The sequence below is a fragment of the Streptomyces sp. SCL15-4 genome (assembly GCF_033366695.1).
In the GTDB taxonomy this organism is placed as follows: Bacteria; Actinomycetota; Actinomycetes; order Streptomycetales; family Streptomycetaceae; genus Streptomyces.
Genome location: NZ_JAOBTQ010000001.1, coordinates 587,082 through 604,055 on the forward strand (window position 1 = coordinate 587,082; position 16,974 = coordinate 604,055).

The 16,974-nt window shown below is 72.0% G+C and carries 14 protein-coding genes; 9 read left to right on the top strand and 5 right to left on the bottom strand.

What is annotated here, in order from left to right; genetic code table 11:
* The first annotated feature begins 1 nt into the window (after window position 1).
* From SCK26_RS02335 to SCK26_RS02355, 5 genes are all read left to right on the top strand, one after another.
* Entirely contained in the window at window positions 2-1,069 is a 1,068-nt protein-coding gene (locus tag SCK26_RS02335; protein WP_318199545.1) for an alpha/beta hydrolase, read from the top strand.
* A 458-nt stretch (window positions 1,070-1,527) separates the two neighbouring features.
* Complete coding sequence (locus SCK26_RS02340; RefSeq protein ID WP_318199546.1) at window positions 1,528-4,320, top strand: ATP-binding protein; 2,793 nt, start codon at window positions 1,528-1,530, stop codon at window positions 4,318-4,320.
* Window positions 4,321-4,480: 160 nt separating this feature from the next.
* Window positions 4,481-4,969, top strand: coding sequence for an SRPBCC family protein (locus SCK26_RS02345; RefSeq protein WP_318199547.1), 489 nt, complete (start codon window positions 4,481-4,483; stop codon window positions 4,967-4,969).
* Window positions 4,970-5,144: 175 nt separating this feature from the next.
* A complete protein-coding gene (locus SCK26_RS02350; RefSeq protein WP_318205887.1) occupies window positions 5,145-5,633 on the top strand; it encodes a TetR/AcrR family transcriptional regulator in 489 nt (162 codons plus the stop codon).
* A 294-nt stretch (window positions 5,634-5,927) separates the two neighbouring features.
* Window positions 5,928-8,696, top strand: coding sequence for a LuxR family transcriptional regulator (locus SCK26_RS02355; protein ID WP_318199548.1), 2,769 nt, complete (start codon window positions 5,928-5,930; stop codon window positions 8,694-8,696).
* Window positions 8,697-8,731: 35 nt separating this feature from the next.
* Here the strand turns inward: SCK26_RS02355 and SCK26_RS02360 are convergent, their stop codons facing one another.
* Window positions 8,732-9,520 (bottom strand): alpha/beta hydrolase, encoded by a 789-nt coding sequence (locus SCK26_RS02360; RefSeq protein ID WP_318199549.1) that lies wholly within the window; start codon window positions 9,518-9,520, stop codon window positions 8,732-8,734.
* Window positions 9,521-9,836: 316 nt separating this feature from the next.
* Between SCK26_RS02360 and SCK26_RS02365 the strand changes: the two genes are divergently transcribed.
* Entirely contained in the window at window positions 9,837-10,304 is a 468-nt protein-coding gene (locus tag SCK26_RS02365; protein ID WP_318199550.1) for an SsgA family sporulation/cell division regulator, read from the top strand.
* Window positions 10,305-10,462: 158 nt separating this feature from the next.
* Window positions 10,463-10,891 carry an Ohr family peroxiredoxin gene (locus SCK26_RS02370; protein ID WP_318199551.1) on the top strand — a complete coding sequence of 143 codons (429 nt, stop codon included), beginning with the start codon at window positions 10,463-10,465 and terminating at the stop codon, window positions 10,889-10,891.
* A gap of 454 nt (window positions 10,892-11,345) precedes the next feature.
* Here the strand turns inward: SCK26_RS02370 and SCK26_RS02375 are convergent, their stop codons facing one another.
* Window positions 11,346-11,915, bottom strand: coding sequence for a hypothetical protein (locus tag SCK26_RS02375; protein WP_318199552.1), 570 nt, complete (start codon window positions 11,913-11,915; stop codon window positions 11,346-11,348).
* 249 nt (window positions 11,916-12,164) lie between these two features.
* Here SCK26_RS02375 and SCK26_RS02380 point away from each other — a divergent pair, with 249 nt between their 5' ends.
* Both SCK26_RS02380 and SCK26_RS02385 read left to right on the top strand, forming a co-directional pair.
* Complete coding sequence (locus tag SCK26_RS02380) at window positions 12,165-12,662, top strand: sigma-70 family RNA polymerase sigma factor (RefSeq protein WP_318199553.1); 498 nt, start codon at window positions 12,165-12,167, stop codon at window positions 12,660-12,662.
* 183 nt (window positions 12,663-12,845) lie between these two features.
* On the top strand, window positions 12,846-13,235 hold the full coding sequence (locus SCK26_RS02385; protein WP_318199554.1) for a peptidase inhibitor family I36 protein: 390 nt from the start codon (window positions 12,846-12,848) through the stop codon (window positions 13,233-13,235).
* 169 nt (window positions 13,236-13,404) lie between these two features.
* Here SCK26_RS02385 and SCK26_RS02390 read toward each other — a convergent pair whose 3' ends face one another.
* The 3 genes from SCK26_RS02390 to SCK26_RS02400 all read right to left on the bottom strand — a co-directional run bounded on the left by SCK26_RS02390 (window position 13,405) and on the right by SCK26_RS02400 (window position 16,519).
* On the bottom strand, window positions 13,405-13,851 hold the full coding sequence (locus tag SCK26_RS02390; RefSeq protein ID WP_318199555.1) for a cupin domain-containing protein: 447 nt from the start codon (window positions 13,849-13,851) through the stop codon (window positions 13,405-13,407).
* A gap of 11 nt (window positions 13,852-13,862) precedes the next feature.
* Window positions 13,863-15,134: an ATP-grasp domain-containing protein gene (locus tag SCK26_RS02395; protein ID WP_318199556.1), complete on the bottom strand. Its 1,272-nt coding sequence runs from the start codon at window positions 15,132-15,134 to the stop codon at window positions 13,863-13,865.
* A 125-nt stretch (window positions 15,135-15,259) separates the two neighbouring features.
* Window positions 15,260-16,519 (bottom strand): hypothetical protein, encoded by a 1,260-nt coding sequence (locus SCK26_RS02400; protein ID WP_318199557.1) that lies wholly within the window; start codon window positions 16,517-16,519, stop codon window positions 15,260-15,262.
* Window positions 16,520-16,974: the final 455 nt, after the last annotated feature.

Consider the following 16,974-nt stretch of genomic DNA (forward strand, 5'->3'; position numbering starts at 1 on the left):
GATGATCAACAGGCGCACTTTCAGCAAGGCCGTCAGCCTGGGCACCGGCGCGGTCGCCGTGGCACCGACCGGCCTGCGGAGCCAGGCGTCCGCCACGACCGCAACGCGGCAGCCGAGAGGCGGGACGGCTCCCACCGTGCCCACCGTCACCCCCGGCACCCACACCACCTTCCCCACGCTGAAGCACGTCAAGGCGGGCGTCCTGGACGTCGGTTACGCCGAACTCGGCCCCCACCACGGCCCGGTCGTCATCTGCCTGCACGGCTGGCCCTACGACATCCACAGCTACGTCGACGTCGCCCCGCTCCTCGCCGGCCTGGGGTACCGCGTCATCGTTCCCTACCTGCGCGGCCACGGCACCACGCGCTTCCTGTCCAGCCGTACGCCCCGCACCGCCGAGCAGTCCGCGATCGCCCTCGACATCATCGCCCTGATGGACGCACTCGAGATCCCCAAAGGGGTTCTGGCCGGCTTCGACTGGGGCTCGCGCACCGCCGGCATCATCGCCGCCCTGTGGCCCGACCGCGTCAAGGCGCTGGTCTCCACCGGCGGTTACGTCATCACCGACCGCATGGCGCAGCTGAAGCCGGCCGCTCCCGCCGTCGAGCACAACTGGTGGTACCAGTGGTACTTCGCCACCGAGCGCGGCAAGAAGGCGATGGAGAATCCCGACGAGCGTCTCGCCCTGTGCCGCTATGTGTGGACCCTCGTCTCCCCCAACTGGAACTTCGACGACGCCACGTACCAGCGCACCGCCGAGGCCTTCCGCAACCCGGACTACGCCGCCATCGTCCTCTTCAACTACCGCTGGCGCATCGGCCTCGTCGACGGCGAGCCCCGGTACGACCGTTACGAGCGACGACTCTCCGCCCAGCCCTCCATCGGCGTCCCCACCATCACCCTGGATCCGGCCCTGGACCCCTTCACCCCGCCCGGGGACGGCTCCGCCTACCGCAGCCACTTCACCGGCCCCTACGAGCACCGCACCATCGCGGACATCGGCCACAACCTGCCTCAGGAGGCGCCCACCGTCTTCGCCCAGGCGGTCGTCGACGCCGCCCACCTCTGAGACGCCGCCCGCCTCCCGGCCACCGGCGACCTTCACCGGGAACTCCTCCTGGAAGAAGCCGACGTGGGACGCGGGTCACCGCACCGATGCGGGACGCGGTGGCGCGAAGACGACCGGTGGCTCGGAACGGTCATCTCCCCGGCACTGAACCCGGGCGCCGGCCAACGGCCACCCGCCACCCCGACCGCATCCGTGAGCTGTTCGCCCCGCCGGCTCCGCCCGGCCGTACATCTGGTGTGCGGCCGGGCGGAGCCGCGGCAGATCGCCGTCGCGCTGCACGCCGGCTGGAACGCCCGCTGCTCCTGGGCCGCCGCCGCGACGCGAACGGCCGGGGGCGCTGCTCCCGGCGTCCTCTAGACTGCGGTGATCGCATGGGGGTGCACGGGTCCTGGGTGCGGGAACAGGCAGGCCGGCGCAGGGCACCGGGCCTCCGTACGCCGGCCGTTGGAGGCAGCCCGATGACTGACCCGGACTCGACCGTCTGCCCGGCCACGCCACGGCTGGTCGGACGCGACGCGGACCTGTCGTTCATCCACTCCTTCTTCGGCAACGCCGAGGTCCACGGTGCGGCCCTGCTGCTGTCGGGCGAGGCCGGGGTGGGCAAGAGCGCGGTCCTCGACGCGGTGGCGGCGGGCGCCGCACACAAGGGCGTCCGGGTACTGCGCGCGGCCGGTGTGCAGTTCGAGGCGGACATCAGCTACGCGGGTCTCAACCAGCTCCTCGTGCCGCTCTTCGACGAACTCGACGTCCTGGACAACCCGCATCGCGACGCCCTGCGGGTAGCCGTCGGCATCGGCGGCGGGCCGGCTCCCGACCGCCTGCTGACCTCCACCGCGGTTCTGCTGCTGCTCCGGCTGACAGCCGCCGACACGCCGCTGCTGCTCGTCGTGGACGATCTGCCGTGGCTGGACCGGGCGACCAACGCCGTGCTCGGTTTCGTGGCACGGCGGCTCGTCGGCAGCCGTATCGGCTTCCTCGCGGCCTCCCGTGCGGGCTCCGACAGCTTCTTCGAGTCCAGCGGCCTGACCGAGCACCGGCTGGCACCGCTCGATGACGCGGCGTCGGCCGAGCTGCTCGCCCTGGCCCACCCCGATGTCTCCCCCGCGGTCAGGCGCCGTATCGCCGCGGAGGCACGCGGCAACCCCCTGGCGCTGGTGGAGCTGCCCGTGGCACTCTCCGCCGAGCAGCGCGCGACCCTCGCCGCGGTACCCACCGTGCTGCCCCTGACCGAGCGCCTGCAGGCCATGTTCGCCTCGCGCGTGGCCGGGCTGCCCGAGCCCAGCCGGGAGCTGCTGCTGATCGCCGCCCTCGACGGCACGGGTGACCTCGCCACGATCGAGGCGGCCGCGGCCGGCCGGGCCGCCATCGACGATCTGGCCCCCGCCGAACGCAGCCGGCTGGTGACGGTCTCGGCGGACAACCGGCGGCTGTCCTTCCGGCACCCGCTGATAGGCTCCGCGGTGGTCGAGCTGGCCACCGCATCCGAACGCAGAAGGACTCACCAGGCGCTCGCCGATGTGCTCGGCGACCAGTTGGAGCGGCGCGCCTGGCATCTGGGAGAGGCGGCCCGGGGCCCGGACGCGACGGTCGCGGCCCTGCTGGAGGAGGCGGCGCGGCGCCGGCTTCGCCGCGGGGACGCGCTCGGCGCGGTGACGGCGCTGACCCGGGCCGCCGGGCTCAGCCCCACCGCCGCGGACGAGAGCCGGCGGCTGGCCGAGGCGGCGTACGTGGGCGTGGACTCCAGCGGTGAACTGGAGGACGCCTCGCGTCTGCTGGCGGGAGCCCACCTGGCCCATCCCGGTACCGGGCGGCAGTCGCTGCACGCGGCGGCCGCGTCCGCGTTCCTGCTGATCAACCGGGACGGCGACATCGACACCGCCTACCGGCTGCTGGTCGGGGCGATCGAGGCCGGTGACCACGGCTACGACGCCTCCGACGAGGCCCTCGTCGAGGCGCTGCACCTGATGGTGCTGCTGTGCTGGTACGGTGGTGAGCCCGCGCGGTGGCAGCCGCTGCTGACGTTCACGGACCGGCTCACCCCCGAACCGCCGGAGTTGCTGTGGGTCATCGTGCGTACCTTCGCCGACCCGGCGCGTACAGGCCCCTCCGCGCTGCCCCGGCTGAGGGAGCTGATCGCCACCGTCGGGGACGACCCCACCCGGGTGATCCGCATCGGCACCGCCTCGGTCTTCGCCGACCGGCTCGGGGACTTCCGGTTCGCCACCCGCCGGCTGGTGGAACAGGGCCGCGCCGGCACTTCGCCGGTGCGCCGGCATCTGGGCGCGCTGATGCACCTGGGCCTGGACTACTTCCACCTGGGTCGCTGGGACGACGCCGCGGAGCTGGCCGCCGAGGGACTCGGCCTGTGCACGGACCACGACTACCGGTTCTTCGCGTGGTACTTCCAGTACGTGCGGGCGGCCGTGGCCGCTGCGCGGGGCGAAGCGGAGACCGCCGCCGCGCTGACCGAGGAGATAGTCCGGTGGGCCACGCCCCGCGGGGTCCTCGGCGCACGGTTCTTCGCCTGCCACGCCAGGGCGCTGGCCGCTCTCGGCAACGGTGACTTCGAGACCGCCTACCGGCACGCCTGCGCGCTCAGCCCGCCCGGAACCGTGGCTCCCTACGTACCGATCGCCATGTGGGGCACGATGGACCTGGTCGAGGCGGCTCTGCGGACCGGGCGGGAGCAGGAGGCGGCCGCGCATGCGGCGGCGATGCGCGCGTCCGCGATGGCCGAGCTGTCGCCCCGCCTGGAACTGCTGGTCGCGGCCTGTGAGGCGCTGACGACTCCCGGCGAGGAGTCCGTCGCCCTGTTCGAGCGGGCACTGGCCCTGCCGGGGCCGGAACGCTGGCCCTTCGACGCCGCCCGGGTGCGCCTCTTCCACGGCGAACGGCTGCGGCGGCTGCGTGCCACCACGGAGGCCAGGGAGCAGCTGACCCTCGCCATGGAGGCTTTCCAGCGGCTGGGCGCCAAGCCCTGGATGACGCGTGCGGCGGCCGAACTGCGGGCGAGCGGCCTGTCCGCGCCGGCCTCCGCGCGGCCGGGGTCCGTGACCCTGACCGCCCAGGAACTCCAGATCGCCACGCTCGCGGCGACGGGGCTGACCAACAAGCAGATCGCGGAGCGGCTGTTCCTGTCCCACCGGACCATCGGCACGCACCTCTACCAGATCTATCCCAAACTGGGCATCAGTTCCCGTGCCGCACTGCGGGACGCGCTCTCCGGACTGGACCTCGGCCGGGAGGAGTGACGAGGGGTGGGAAGCGCCGACCGCATGGCGTTCACTCAGTCATTCGACGTATGCCGGGTCCGTGGGTGCCGCGCACAGTTGGTGCGGAGCGACTCCTCCGGAGCCTTCTCCTGCGGTGGCCGTCCCTGAGCCGCCGACGGCGGCGTGAAAGGAAGACCGGATGCCCGACGCCTCCGACAGCGACCCGGACATCCACTGGCCGTCGGGTTTCTCGCCCGAGCAGGCCCACAGTTTCTGCCAGGCCCAGGCCGTTGTGCACGCGCCGCCCGCCACGGCCTTCGCCCTGCTGGCCGATGTGCCGAGGTGGCCGGAGTGGGTTCCGGGCATCACCGAGGCGCGGGCCGGTCCGCTCGCCAGGACGTACGAGGTGCTGTTCCACGGGCAGCGGTTCGAGGTCTTCATGGGGGAGCGGGTGGCGCCCCGTCGGCTCGGCTGGTCGGGGGTGGGCGCGGGGGTGCAGGTGTACCAGGCATGGCTGCTCACCGCTGTCGCGGAGGGCACTCACGCGGTGGTCGCGAACGTAGTCCGCGGTCCCGCCGCGGAGTCCCTCGCCGCGTTGCCCCCCGTGTGGAAGCAGCACCTGAACACCCTCTGGGTGGCACAGCTCAAACGGCTCTCCGAGAACGCGCCGGACGGGGGTGGCGGGTAGCGACCGAGAATGCCACTCTCCCAGCTATATGTCACTTCAAAGTGGCGCTTCCTGGGCAATTATGCACACACATGAGTCGGTAGCCGCCTGAGATTCCACATAGCACGGGTACACTCGTGCTGTGAGAGCCGACGCAGCACGCAACCTCGAAACCGTCCTGACCACCGGCGCGCGCATGCTCGCCGCCGACCCGGGTGCGAGCATCGCGAGCATCGCCGCCGAGGCCGGTGTGGACCGGCGCACCGTCTACCGCCGCTTCGCCTCCCGTGAGGACCTCCTCGCCGCCATCTACGAAGCCCGGCTGACGGCCATCGAGAAGGCCATCGAGGACGCCCGGTTGCGGGAGGCACCCGTGGCCGTGGCCCTGCACCGCTACGTCGAGAACATCATCGCCGTCAACCGCACCTGGCCCGTGGACCTCGCCCGCATGCTCGCCGAGGAGCACGTGCGCGCACGCCGTGACGCGGCCGTCCGCGAGGTGGACGCCTTCCTCGAACGGGCCGCCGACGAGGGGCTTCTGCGGCCCGGCCTTCCGGAGGGATGGGCGAGCGCGCTCCTGCCGGACCTCATGCACCTGGTGTCCCGGCAGCGGCCCGAACTGAGCCCCGGCCAGGCGGCGGACGTCGTCGTCGACACGCTGCTGCACGGCCTCGGCGCCTCCTGACCGGGCGGCGGTCCCCCAGCGGTCCGGGTGTTGCCGCCGGCCTTCCGTGTGGGCACGGAAGAACACACATGACACCGACTCAAACGTGTCGAAACCCCCGCCCCGGACCGGCACGACATGTCCGGCCGTACCCGGTGTCGAAATCCCCTGAAGACCTCTAGTCTTTCGCGTGAGGTCGGCACACGGCGGGGGGTGGTCGGCCGCCACCGGGGCGAGGAGGAATGCGCGCCACGTGTGAGCGACGACCACAACGTGTGAGCCGGTCCCGTCCGGCGGGGAAGGAAGTGGGGGACCATGGAGTCGATCGCCGGGACGATAGTCGGCCGTGAGCGCGAACAGGAGGCGCTGTCCGGGTTCGTGACAACCGCCGCGGGCCGAGCCCTCGTCCTGCGCGGTGACACCGGCGTGGGCAAAACCGCCCTGCTGGAGCACGTCGCCGCCCTCGCCGCAGGCGAGCGGCACCGAGTCGTCCGGGCGGCCGGCGCGGAGGCCGAGTCGCAGCTGCCGTTCGCCGGCCTGCACCAGTTCCTCCACCCGCTGCTGTCGCACATCGACCGGCTGGACGACGACCACCGGGAGGTGTTCGACGTCGTTTTCGGCCGCGGCGAGGGCTCACCTCCCTCGGTCATGGCCCTCGGCATCGCCGTCCTCGACGTGCTCTCGCTCGCCGCTTCGCAGCAACCCCTCCTCCTGGTGCTCGACGACGGCCAATGGCTCGACACCCCCAGCATCGAGGTGTGCGGATTCGTGGGGCGGCGGCTCACCGGCAGCTCGGTGAAGCTCCTCGTCGGCCTGCGTTCCGACGTGCCTTCCGGTTTCGACACGGCCGCGCTGCCCCAACTCGCGGTGACCACATTGCCGGAGAAGGCGTCCGAGCAACTCCTGGACCTGCGCCATCCCGGGCTGGATCCCGTGATCCGTCGTCTGGTGCTCGACGAGGCCCAGGGCAACGCGCTCGCCCTGCTGGAGCTGCCGCCCCATGTGCTGCGCAGCGGCCGCCCGGCGGACGACCGGGCCGCCCTGGCCGGCTACCCCGGCGTCCCGCTGCCCCAGCGCCTCCAGCAGGTGTACGGCGACCGCATCAGGGCGCTGGGTGACGCCGTGCGTACGGAGCTGCTGCGCGGCGCCCTGGACGGCGTCGGAGCGGGCACGGCGGTCCGGCACCCGCGCGGCACGCGCTACCGCATGCTGAACGCGGACGAGGCGGCGGCCGGCGGCCTGCTGGACATCGATCCGCTCAACGGCGACTTCGTCTTCCGGCACCCCTTGGTGCGCTCGACCGTCGTCCAGCTGGCGACCCCCAACGAACGGCGCGCCGCGCACGCGGCGCTCGCCCAGGTGCACCGTGAGGACGTGGAACGGCGTGCCACGCACCTGGCGGCCGCGACGGTCGACCCGGACGAGGAGGTCGCGGCGGCGTTGGAGGCGGCGGCCGAGTCGGTGACCCGGCGCGGCGGCGCGATGCTCGCCGTGTCCTGGCTGACCCGCGCGGCGGAGCTGAGCGAGCGGCCGGAGGAACGGTCCAGGCGGCTGGGGGACGCGGCGTTCGTCGCCGGTCACGCCGGCCTGCTCGGCCAGGCCCGGCAACTGGTCGGCTCGGGCGCCGCGCCCGACGGCGGCCACTCCCCCGCCTCGGTGGTCGCGGCTGCCTACGCGGCGCTGTACGAGGACGGGGACGTACGGTCCTCGCGGCGCCATGTCGTCGCGGCGATCGAGAACCTGCGGGACACCGGCGTCAAGGACTCGCACGAGGTGCTCACGCGGCTGATCAACCTCTTGCTGGCCATCAACCAGTACGCGAGCGACGAGGCGGCGTGGGAGCGGACGCACGCGCTGCTCGACACCCTGGGCGATCTGGTGCCCGCCCGTTCCCGCATCTACCAGGACGCCTGGGGGGATGTGGTGCGGCGCGGCGCCGAAGTGCGCGAGCGGGTGGAGAACGCCTTCGCCGCCCTGCGCGATCCCGAGCCGTGGGACATCACGCGGCTGGGCGTCGCCGCCTATCACGTGGACATCCTCAGCCAGTACCGTCCCCTGCTGCAGCGCGCCCTGGACCGTGAGTCCGGGACGGGGGCCATGGCGACCAGCATGACGATGCTGCACCAGATCACGCTGGACCAGATGGCGGTCGGCGAGTGGGACGAGGCCGAGCGGACCGGGCAGCGGTGCCTGGACCTGGCGACGTCCCATGGCCACATGCTGTTCGCGCACCATGCCCGGGGGTATCTGGGCCTGCTGGCCGCGATGCGCGGCGACAGCGACCGCGCCCGCCGGCTCCAGGCGGCCGTCGACGCCTGGGCCCGACCGCGCGGCGTCGGCTTCCTCACCCAGATCGCCGACGCCACCGGCACCGCCGCCGCCCTCACCGAGGGCGACTACGAAGCCGCCTACCTCCACGCCATCGGCATCACACCCCCCGGCACCTTCACCCCCTACGCCCACCAAGCCCCCCGCACCCTCCTCGATCTCGTCGAGGCGGCCCTCCACACCGGCCGCCACGAACAAGCCCGCGCCCACGCCGTCGCCGCCCGACGCGCCCGGCTCCCCGACATCTCCCCCCGTCTCGCCCTCGTCACCCACGGCGCGCTCGCCATGACCGCCACCGACCCCGCGGAAGCCGACCACCACTACCACCGAGCCGAAACCCACCCCGCCGCCGCCACCTTCCCCTACGAACTCGCCCGCATCCGCCTCGCCCACGGCATCCACCTACGCCACGTCCACGGCCGCAAAGCCGCCCGCCTCACCCTCACCCTCGCCACCGGAACCTTCGAACGCCTCGGCGCGCGCGCCTGGGCCGAACGCAGCCGTGCCGAACTACGGGCCGCCGGAGCGTCCCCGCTCGCCTCCTCGGCACACCTGGCGTCACTGACCTGGCAGGAACGCCGGATTGCGGACCTGGCCGCCGGCGGTCTGACGAACAAGGAGATCGGCGCGCGCATGCACCTGTCGCCGCGCACGGTCAGCTCACACCTCTATCGGGTGTTCCCCAAGCTGGGCATCACCTCCCGCGCCGCACTGCGCGACGCCCTGGCCAAGCTGCCCGACCGCCAGGACGCCTGACAGCGGCAGGTGGCGGCGGTGACGGCCACGGCGTGTCAGCCCTGCGGGGGATGGGCCCGGATGCCGTGCCCGTCCAGCCAGCCCAGTACGTAGTCGGCGACGAAGCGCCATCCGCTGTCGATGACCAGGGAGTGGCCGCGGTCCGCGAACTGCTTCAGGTCGGTGACGGCCGTGGTGTCACCGTACTGCTTGTACACCGCGCGGCTGGCCTCGTCCGGTACGAGTCTGTCCTCCTGACCGGAGATCAGCAGGAGCGGGCCGCGTCCCGCGTTCCCGACGTCCGCCACGGCGCGCGGGCTGCGGGAAGCACCCGCGCACCCGAGGTCGGCGAGCAGGCGGCGCGGTGCCGGGACGACGTAGCGGTCGTAGAGCCGGCCGGACTCCTGCGCTCCGAGTGTGTTGGCGAAGACGTGGTGGAACCGTTCCGGCGACAGGGTCACCAGTTCGTCGGCGGGGTCGCACCGGCCGGGCGGCGCGGGCAGCGGGATGTCGTTGATCGGGGCGGGGGCGATGGCGACGGCGGCACGGCCGACATCGGCGGTGATGAGGTGCTGTGCGATGAGCCCGCCGACCGAGTGTCCGACGATCACCGGCGCGACGTCGAACGACCGCACGATTGCGGCGTAGTGGTCGGTCAGCGCGTCCAGACCGACACGGCCGAGCGGCTCCGGTGACGTACGCGCGTCCGGGGTGGTCCGGGCCTCCCCCGGCCAGCCGGGCGCGAGGGCGAAAAAGCCCCTGCTGGTGAAGCGCGCGGCCCACGACTCCCAGCAGAGCGCGTGCAACCACACGCCATGGATGAAGACGACGGGAGTACGTTTCACGGCTGGCACCTCCGAGCACGACGACCATTGGCACCGGGTCACCGGCGGCTGTTTCAGCATCGTCCAGGCAGGGGCCGGGGACGACAGTCGAATGACTTAATGTCGGCGGCCCTCGGCGCGCACCGGTCCGAGCCGGCCTGACGGGGCCCTTGGAGGGGCGCGTCGAGGCGGACAGCGGTCCGCCCGGCGGGCGCCGGTCAGGGCGAGCACCGACACGCCAGGTCGTGTTCGACGGTCAAGTTACTTATGCACGGCGATCCCACGCGGACGAGAGTGGGTCCGGCCAGCTTCCGCAGCAGGGAAGGATCCACCCGTCATGAGCGGCAACCAGCCAGGTGTACAGGACCGCCGATCAGCGCCGTACGGTCGTCGGCGGCTGTCCTTGGACATCGAGCGCGTGCTGGACGTCTCGGCCCGGCAGGCGGTCAGAGCCGAGTTCCGGTACGACCCGGCACTGCCCCTGGCCGTCTCGCTGGAGCTGCTCGTCGAGGGCGGCCCGCGGGTCCTGTGGCGGATCGGGCGGGACCTCCTGCAGCAAGGGCTGTACACGATGAGCGGCCTCGGTGACGTCCGGATGTGGCCGTCGAGCCTGGAGGAAGGGGCCACGGCACGGCTTCAACTGGCCTCCGGGGACATGGCGGCGCTGTTCGAACTGCCCATACCTCCGCTGGCGGCATGGCTGGAGCACACCTACTCGCTCGTGCCCGCGGGCCAGGAACTCGCCGGGGTCGACTGGGACGTCACCGCCGAAGCCCTGCTGCACGGCCCGGCGTCCTCGGAATGACCACGGCGGAGATCCGCGCCCCGCTCGACGCGTCACCGTCTTGACTGGTGATGCAGAGAGTTGCCATGATGACGTCACCGCCTCAACCGGTGACGCATGAAGTGTCCCGAAAGAGAGGTGGGCGAAGCTCTGTTCGCATCAGATGGGGAGCCCCAGTCATGGCAGTCAGCTATACCGCCGTCGTCGACGTCGACGGAGAGGGCCGCAACGGCGGTCACGTCCGCTCCTCCGACGGTCTTCTGGAGACGGGCCTCGCCCTCCCGAAGGAGCTGGGCGGCGCCGGCACCGCGACCAACCCCGAGCAACTCCTGGCCGCCGGATGGGCCGCCTGCTTCCTCGGCGCCCTGCGCCGGGCCGCCGCGACCCGCGGGACACGGCTGACCAGCACCAGCATCACCGCCGAGATCACCCTCACCCACGGCGACGACGGTGAATTCTCGCTCTCCGCGGTCCTCCGCCCGGTACTCGGCGGCGTCGACCAGGCCACGGCCGAGGCTCTGACGCGGGACGCCCACCAGATCTGCCCCTACTCCAAGGCCACGCGCGACAACATCCCCGTCGTCCTCGACGCCACGGCTGCCGCGTGACCCCCTGACGGCGGGTCCCGTGCTACTTCCCCCGGCACGGGACCCGCTCCCTCTCCTCCCGCACGCCCGCACCGCCACCGAAGAGCGAGGGCAGGACATGGCCTCCATGACGCACTCATTCGCCCGGGAGACCGGACATCACCGTTCCGCCCCCGCACCATCGTCATCACCCTTCGAAAGGGTGAGACGGCGCCCAAGCATGGCCGGACGCCATCCAGGTGTGGGGCTGGTCGGCCAGCGTGGGGTTGTCGGGGTTCGGCCCGACGGCCTGGGACTTCCTGTGACGCCGGGCTTGGGAAGCGCCGCCCTCACGACAGGCCTGGCCACCGCGCTCCCAACCGCGGCCCGGCCTGCTCCCCCCGGACCGCGCCGGCACGCCGCCGTCGGGACATGTCTTGGCCGACACGTGCCAAGACGGTGGTGGGAACCCACCAACGGGGCGAGCGGATGAGCGTCAGTCGGCGTCGCCCGTCGCGCGCCCGCCCGGCCGTACCAGGGTGTACAGGACGGAACGCTGCTGCTTGTGACGCCGGATGCGGCCCTTGGCGACAAGGGACTCAAGGGTGTTCCGCACGACCTGAGGTGTCGGGTCGCGGTCGGGGTACTTCTCCAGGAGCTCGTCCCGCAATTCCTTCGCCGGGCGTGGCTCCTGGTACTGGCCGAGCAGCTCGGCGAGCAGGTCACCGAGCAGAGGCTGACGCGACTTCCCCTTCACGCCCGCCTTCGCCGCCCTGCCCGCCCGAGCGGTCCTCTTTGGTGACGAGCGCCGCGAGGCGGCCCGGGACGCGGGTTTCGACTTCGCGACGACGGGCTCGTCCTGCATCTGCTCGGGCAGCCGGGACGGGTCCGCGAACCCTTCGTACCGCTCGGCGAGGCTCAGGATGTCCTCCAGGAGGGCCTCCTGCTGTTGCAACACCTTGATCCGCTCTGTCAGCTCCTGCTGCAGGCGGCGGTTCTCCTCCAGGTCCGATGCGGCCTGTACCACGTACCGCGACCGGAGCGTGGCGGCTGACTCGCTGGTCACAACCGTTCACTCCCTCGATATGGACGACGTTGCGCATGGTACCCACGCCGAGGCTCCCGTCGCAGATAAGTGTCGACGCCGGACGGTTCGCCGGCCACGGACCGGTACACGTTGTCCCGCCGGAACAACCGACCGCCTGCCGGGGAACACACGTGTTCACTGCAAGCGGCCCGTCACACACCCGGCTTCCCACTCGCCTCACACAGAACCAGGATGGTTCCCAACGCCATGGCTATCCCCCTCACCGCCATGTCCCGATCCGACCTGCTCGTCGCCATCATGAGGGAGCACCGCGAGAGTCTCGTCTCGTACGCCGAGAAGATGCTGGGTGACCGCGGACTGGCAGAGGACATCGCGCAGGAGGCCGTCATCCGTGCCTGGCGGAGCAGCGACCGCCTGCTCGGGATGGAGGGATCCGTGCGGGGCTGGCTCTTCACCGTGACCCGGCACCTGGTCATCGACTGGGTGCGCAAGCCCCACGCCCGGAGGGAGGTCGTCGGGGACGCCTACAACGATCCGGTCTCGGGTACGGACGGCACCGGGGCGGTGCACGACCGCCTCGCGGTCCGACCGCTCCTGCGCAAGCTGTCCGCCGAACACCGCGCCGTGCTGGTGCACATCTACCTGTACGACCGCACCCTCCAGGAGACCGCCGGCATCCTCGGAGTCCCGGTCGGCACCGTCAAGAGCCGTCAGCACAACGCCCTGCGCAAGCTGCGTGCCGTCGTACGGCCCGAGGCGGCCTGAACTGTCGCGCACGCTCGGCCCGTCCAGGAGGTGACCGAGGTCCGTCGCGCAGGGGCGCAGCAGTCCGTGACAGGTGTGAACCCGGGACCCCGCCTCAGCCGTGTACTGACTGACCCAGTGGCACGGAAGGCCCTCCTCGTTCCGGCGGGACGACGTGTCACACCTCTGACCGGAAGGACAGCCATGCTCGTTCGTTCCCTCGCGGCTCTCGCCTGCGGCGCTGTCGCGACCTTGGCTCTTGGCGTCTCCCCCGCCTCCGCGGCGCCGGCCGCGAGCTGCGACGGCGCCCTCGTGCTCTGGGACAACACCAACTACAACGGCACCCACATCTGCTTCGGCTACTGGGAATCGGAGAGCGACCTCGGCAAGGTCTCGGCGCTTCCCAGCGGCAGCATGCAGGACAAGACCTCGTCGGTGCAGAACTTCACCGACTCGGCCTTCTGCCTGTACGTCGACAACAACTACTCGGGCGACAGGTTCACGGTGAACGCCCACACCTCGATCGTCGACATGAGGGTCCCGAACCCCTACTGGAACGACAAGATCAGCTCAGTGCGGCCCGGCGCCTGCTGACGGCTTCTGCCGAGTGACCGTGGTTGTGGCCCGCCGGCTCGGCGGGCCACAACCACACGCGGACAGGACGAGGTGCTCGCCCGCGCGCCGAGGTGTGCACCTCGGCGTGGTGCGCCGAGCGGCGGCCCTCGTCCCACGACCCTCCGCTTCGGCGGGCCCTTCCGCCGCTCTAGTAGGTGGTCACGAGGGGCTCGCTCGCGTCGACGACGTACGTGGAGAGCATCATCGTCGTGACCGTGCCGACGTTGCGGGCGTTGTGGATCACGCCGTCGGGGATGAAGAACGGGTCACCGGTGCGCAGCCGGAGGGGCGGCCGGTCGTCGAACTCCATCAGGACGTCGCCCCGGACGATGTAGCCCACCTCGATGCCCGGATGGCTGTGCCGGCCCGACTCCTTGTGCCGGGGGATCTGTACGAGCGTCTGCACGGCTTCCCAGCCCTCGGCGGGCGAGGGGTGCTCCTGGAGCAGGGTGCGGGTGACACCCGCGGTCGGATCGGAGTCCGCGGGAAGGCGGGCCGGCCCGGCCGCGGCGGCGGGGGACGGCAGGGCCGCGGCGCCGAGGGCTCCGGCCGCAGCGGCGCCGCTCGCACGGAGCAGATGACGTCGGTCGAACATCGTGTGTGTCCTCACTCGTGTGGGACGGACAGGTACCGTCCGCCGGGGGTCTCGATCTCGTACATGGCGGCACCGTCCAGGTACCGCACGGTGTTCAGGTCGCGTCGCAGTACCGCCTCCACGGGATGGCGCAGGCTCAGGACGACGGGATACGCGAGGTCCCACGTGGTTGCCGCGATCTCCTCGCCCGGCCGGACCAGTTGTGTCAGCTCCCGCACGCTCTCCAGCTCCCGCACCGCGTCGAGGGCGCGGTAGCGCACCAGACGGCCGGATGCGGGCGACACCAGGGCCGCCCATGCGACCGCGGTCCTGCGCCGGTACGGGGTGCCGGCCCGGGCGAGGAATCTGCGCGGCCTGACGTAGGCGTCGACGGCCCACTCCAGCTGCCCCTCGCCGATGGCGTCCGCCACGTGGTACGGCAGCCCGGACGGCCGGGCACCGGCCTCCACCAGCCGGGGACCGTCCGGCGTCAGCTTGATCTCCAGGTGGGCGGGGCCGTAGCGGATGCCGAGGGCGTCCAGCACCCGGAAGGCGTAGGGCACCAGTTCGTCGATGCACGGGTCGTCGCCGCGGAGCAGGATCTGCGCGACGACCAGGTCCCGGACGCCGTTGGCCGTGACGCGGTCCGTGCTCCAGACGTCGGTGACGGTGTGCACACCCTCGCAGCTCACCGTGTTGACGATGTACTCCGCGCCGATGAGGTACTCCTGGGCGACCACCTCGGTGATCCGCTCGCCGAGCGCCGTTGTCGCGTTCCGGAGAGCCGCGAGCGCGGCGACCGACTCGTCGGGCGAGTCGCAGAACCGCACGCCGTGGCCCAGGGCGCCGCGCAGCGGCTTCACCACGGCGGTCCGCCCCAGCTCCGCGTGCCAGGCACGCAGCTCCGCCGCGTCGCCGGTGCGCAACTGCCGCATCGCGGACACGCCCTCCGCCCGGACGCGCTCGATCTGGAGGTACTTGTCCCGCCGTGCCGCGCTGAGCGCCGTGCCGTTGGACGGCAGCCCCAGCCGCTCCGACAGGGCGTCGGCCAGCTCCACCCCCGACTCCCGGCCGGGCAGCACGGCATGCGGCCGCAACCTCGCCAGTCTGCCGGTCAGGTCGTCGAGGTTCCCCTCGTCGAAGAGTGTGTGGCTGAACCTCGCCGGGTCCACGGCGGCGACTCCTGGCAGAAGGTCCGGTGTGCTGCGGACGTGTATCACCGCGCCGCCGGCCGCGGCGAAGGCGTCCACATAGCGGTGCGACGTGCCGAAGGCATCCACCACGGCCACCTGGAAGTCGGGCATACGGTATTCCTTTCGCGGGGCGGTGCGTGGCGATGCGCGGGGCGGTCCGTGGTGCGGCGGGGGGCGGTGCGTCGTGCTTCGCGGGTCCGTCCGCGGCGCTGCGCGGTCCGTGCGTGACACGCCGGTCAGTCCGTGACAGGGCCGAGGGTCTCGGCGATACGGCGGCGTGCCCTCAGCAGCCGGTGCACGGCGTTCGTCAGGACGTTGTGCACGCTGAAGCCGGATGTCCCCAGCTCGTCGCCCCGGCCGTCACCCGACCCGGCACCGCCGAGGAAGTCCCGTTCGCCGTCCTGGGCGAGGATGCTCTGCCGGGTGGGCCGCGCGGACGGTTCGAACGCCTCCGGTATCGCCTTCCTGGTGACGCCCAGGTGCACCATGCGGAAGTCCACGAACATGTCGATCACGCCGAGCAGCGCGACGGCGGCGCGGCGGTCGAGCTTCAGACGGCCGTCGAGCACCGCGTGTACGACGTTGTCACCGGCGCGGGACCGCTCGCGCCACTCGGAGACGACGGGCCGCGACCATGTCGGGAAGTAGGCCAGGGACTGGTCGAGGTAGCGCTCGTACAACGCGGTCGGCGCCAGCAGCACCAGCTCCAGCAGCTGCACGCTCGGCATGAACGCGCCGCTCGCGCCGCGGGCACCGCTCGGATGGCTCATGTGATAGCGGCGGAACGCCTGGAACGCCTCCTTGGGCAGCCTGCCGTACTGCGCCATGTACCGCCGGAAGTCGTCGAGGCCGCGGAGTGCCTCCTCCAGCGCGGCGGCCGGGTCCACGGCGTCCGGCTCCAGCACCAGTGAGCTCAGACGGTCGAAGGCGCCGCGCGCGGCCGGTTCCGCCAGATGGTGTCCGAGGTAGAAGTCGCGTTCCAGGCGCCCCAGGTCGCCGTCGGAGAAGACCCGGATATGCCCGGTGGTCTCCCACTCGGCGCAGTTGACGTCGATGAGGAGTTCGTAGCTCATGTGGGGGTCGAGCGAGGGATACCGGTCGCACTGCGCCGCCAGGGCTGCCAGCAGCGGGCGGGGGAAGGCCGTCGGGCCCGCCGGAAGGTATCCGTTGAGCATGAACAGCAGGTCGAGCTGGACCAGGCGCGCGCAGGACGGGTCGGTGGCCAGCGGCCCGTCCTCCGCGCCGGCCGCGCGCAGCACGCGGCACTGCTCCGCCGCGAGCTGCTCATACGTGCCGCGGCCCTGGGCGACGGCGGCCAGGTCGGCCGGCAGCCGGTTCAGCACGTAGGGTCCGAGCGGGGAACGTAACAGGGGGCCCGCGTCCCGTGCGGGGCCGCGTCGCGGACGCTCCGGCGTTCCGCGGCGGGCCGGATGCCCCTGCGGGGAGAACAGGTCTTCCTTCTTCACCTTCGCCTCCATGGTGCGGGCATGTCTCATGGAGGGAACGAGACCGCGGGCGAGAAAGGTTCACCGGACACCGAGAAGCATGTGTGAAGTGCGGGCCGCCGACATGTGCACTCCATGTGCATCGCGACCGTCACCTCCGTCTCCGAACTCAGGCTGGTGGTGGCTCGGTGCGGTGCGTACCGACCGCACGTCACCCGAGGCTCGGCAGCCCCGGGGCTCGGCAGCCCGGTGACGGCCACGAGCAGGGTGCGGCCGAGCCGTCCGGCGAAGTCGACCCTGGTGGGCGAGTCGGGGGTCCTGCCGGGCCTGGCGACGGCGGGTGGGGGGGAGGTTGGCGTCGATCTGTGGTGAGCGCGGCGGCGCAGGTTCCGCTGCGGCTGGTGGCGCGCGAACTGCGGAAGTCGACGTTCCGCTGGGACGCTCTGTCGAGCGGTGACCGGCGGGCCGGCGTCCGGCCGTACGGCCCGCATCCTCCGGTCGAGCGT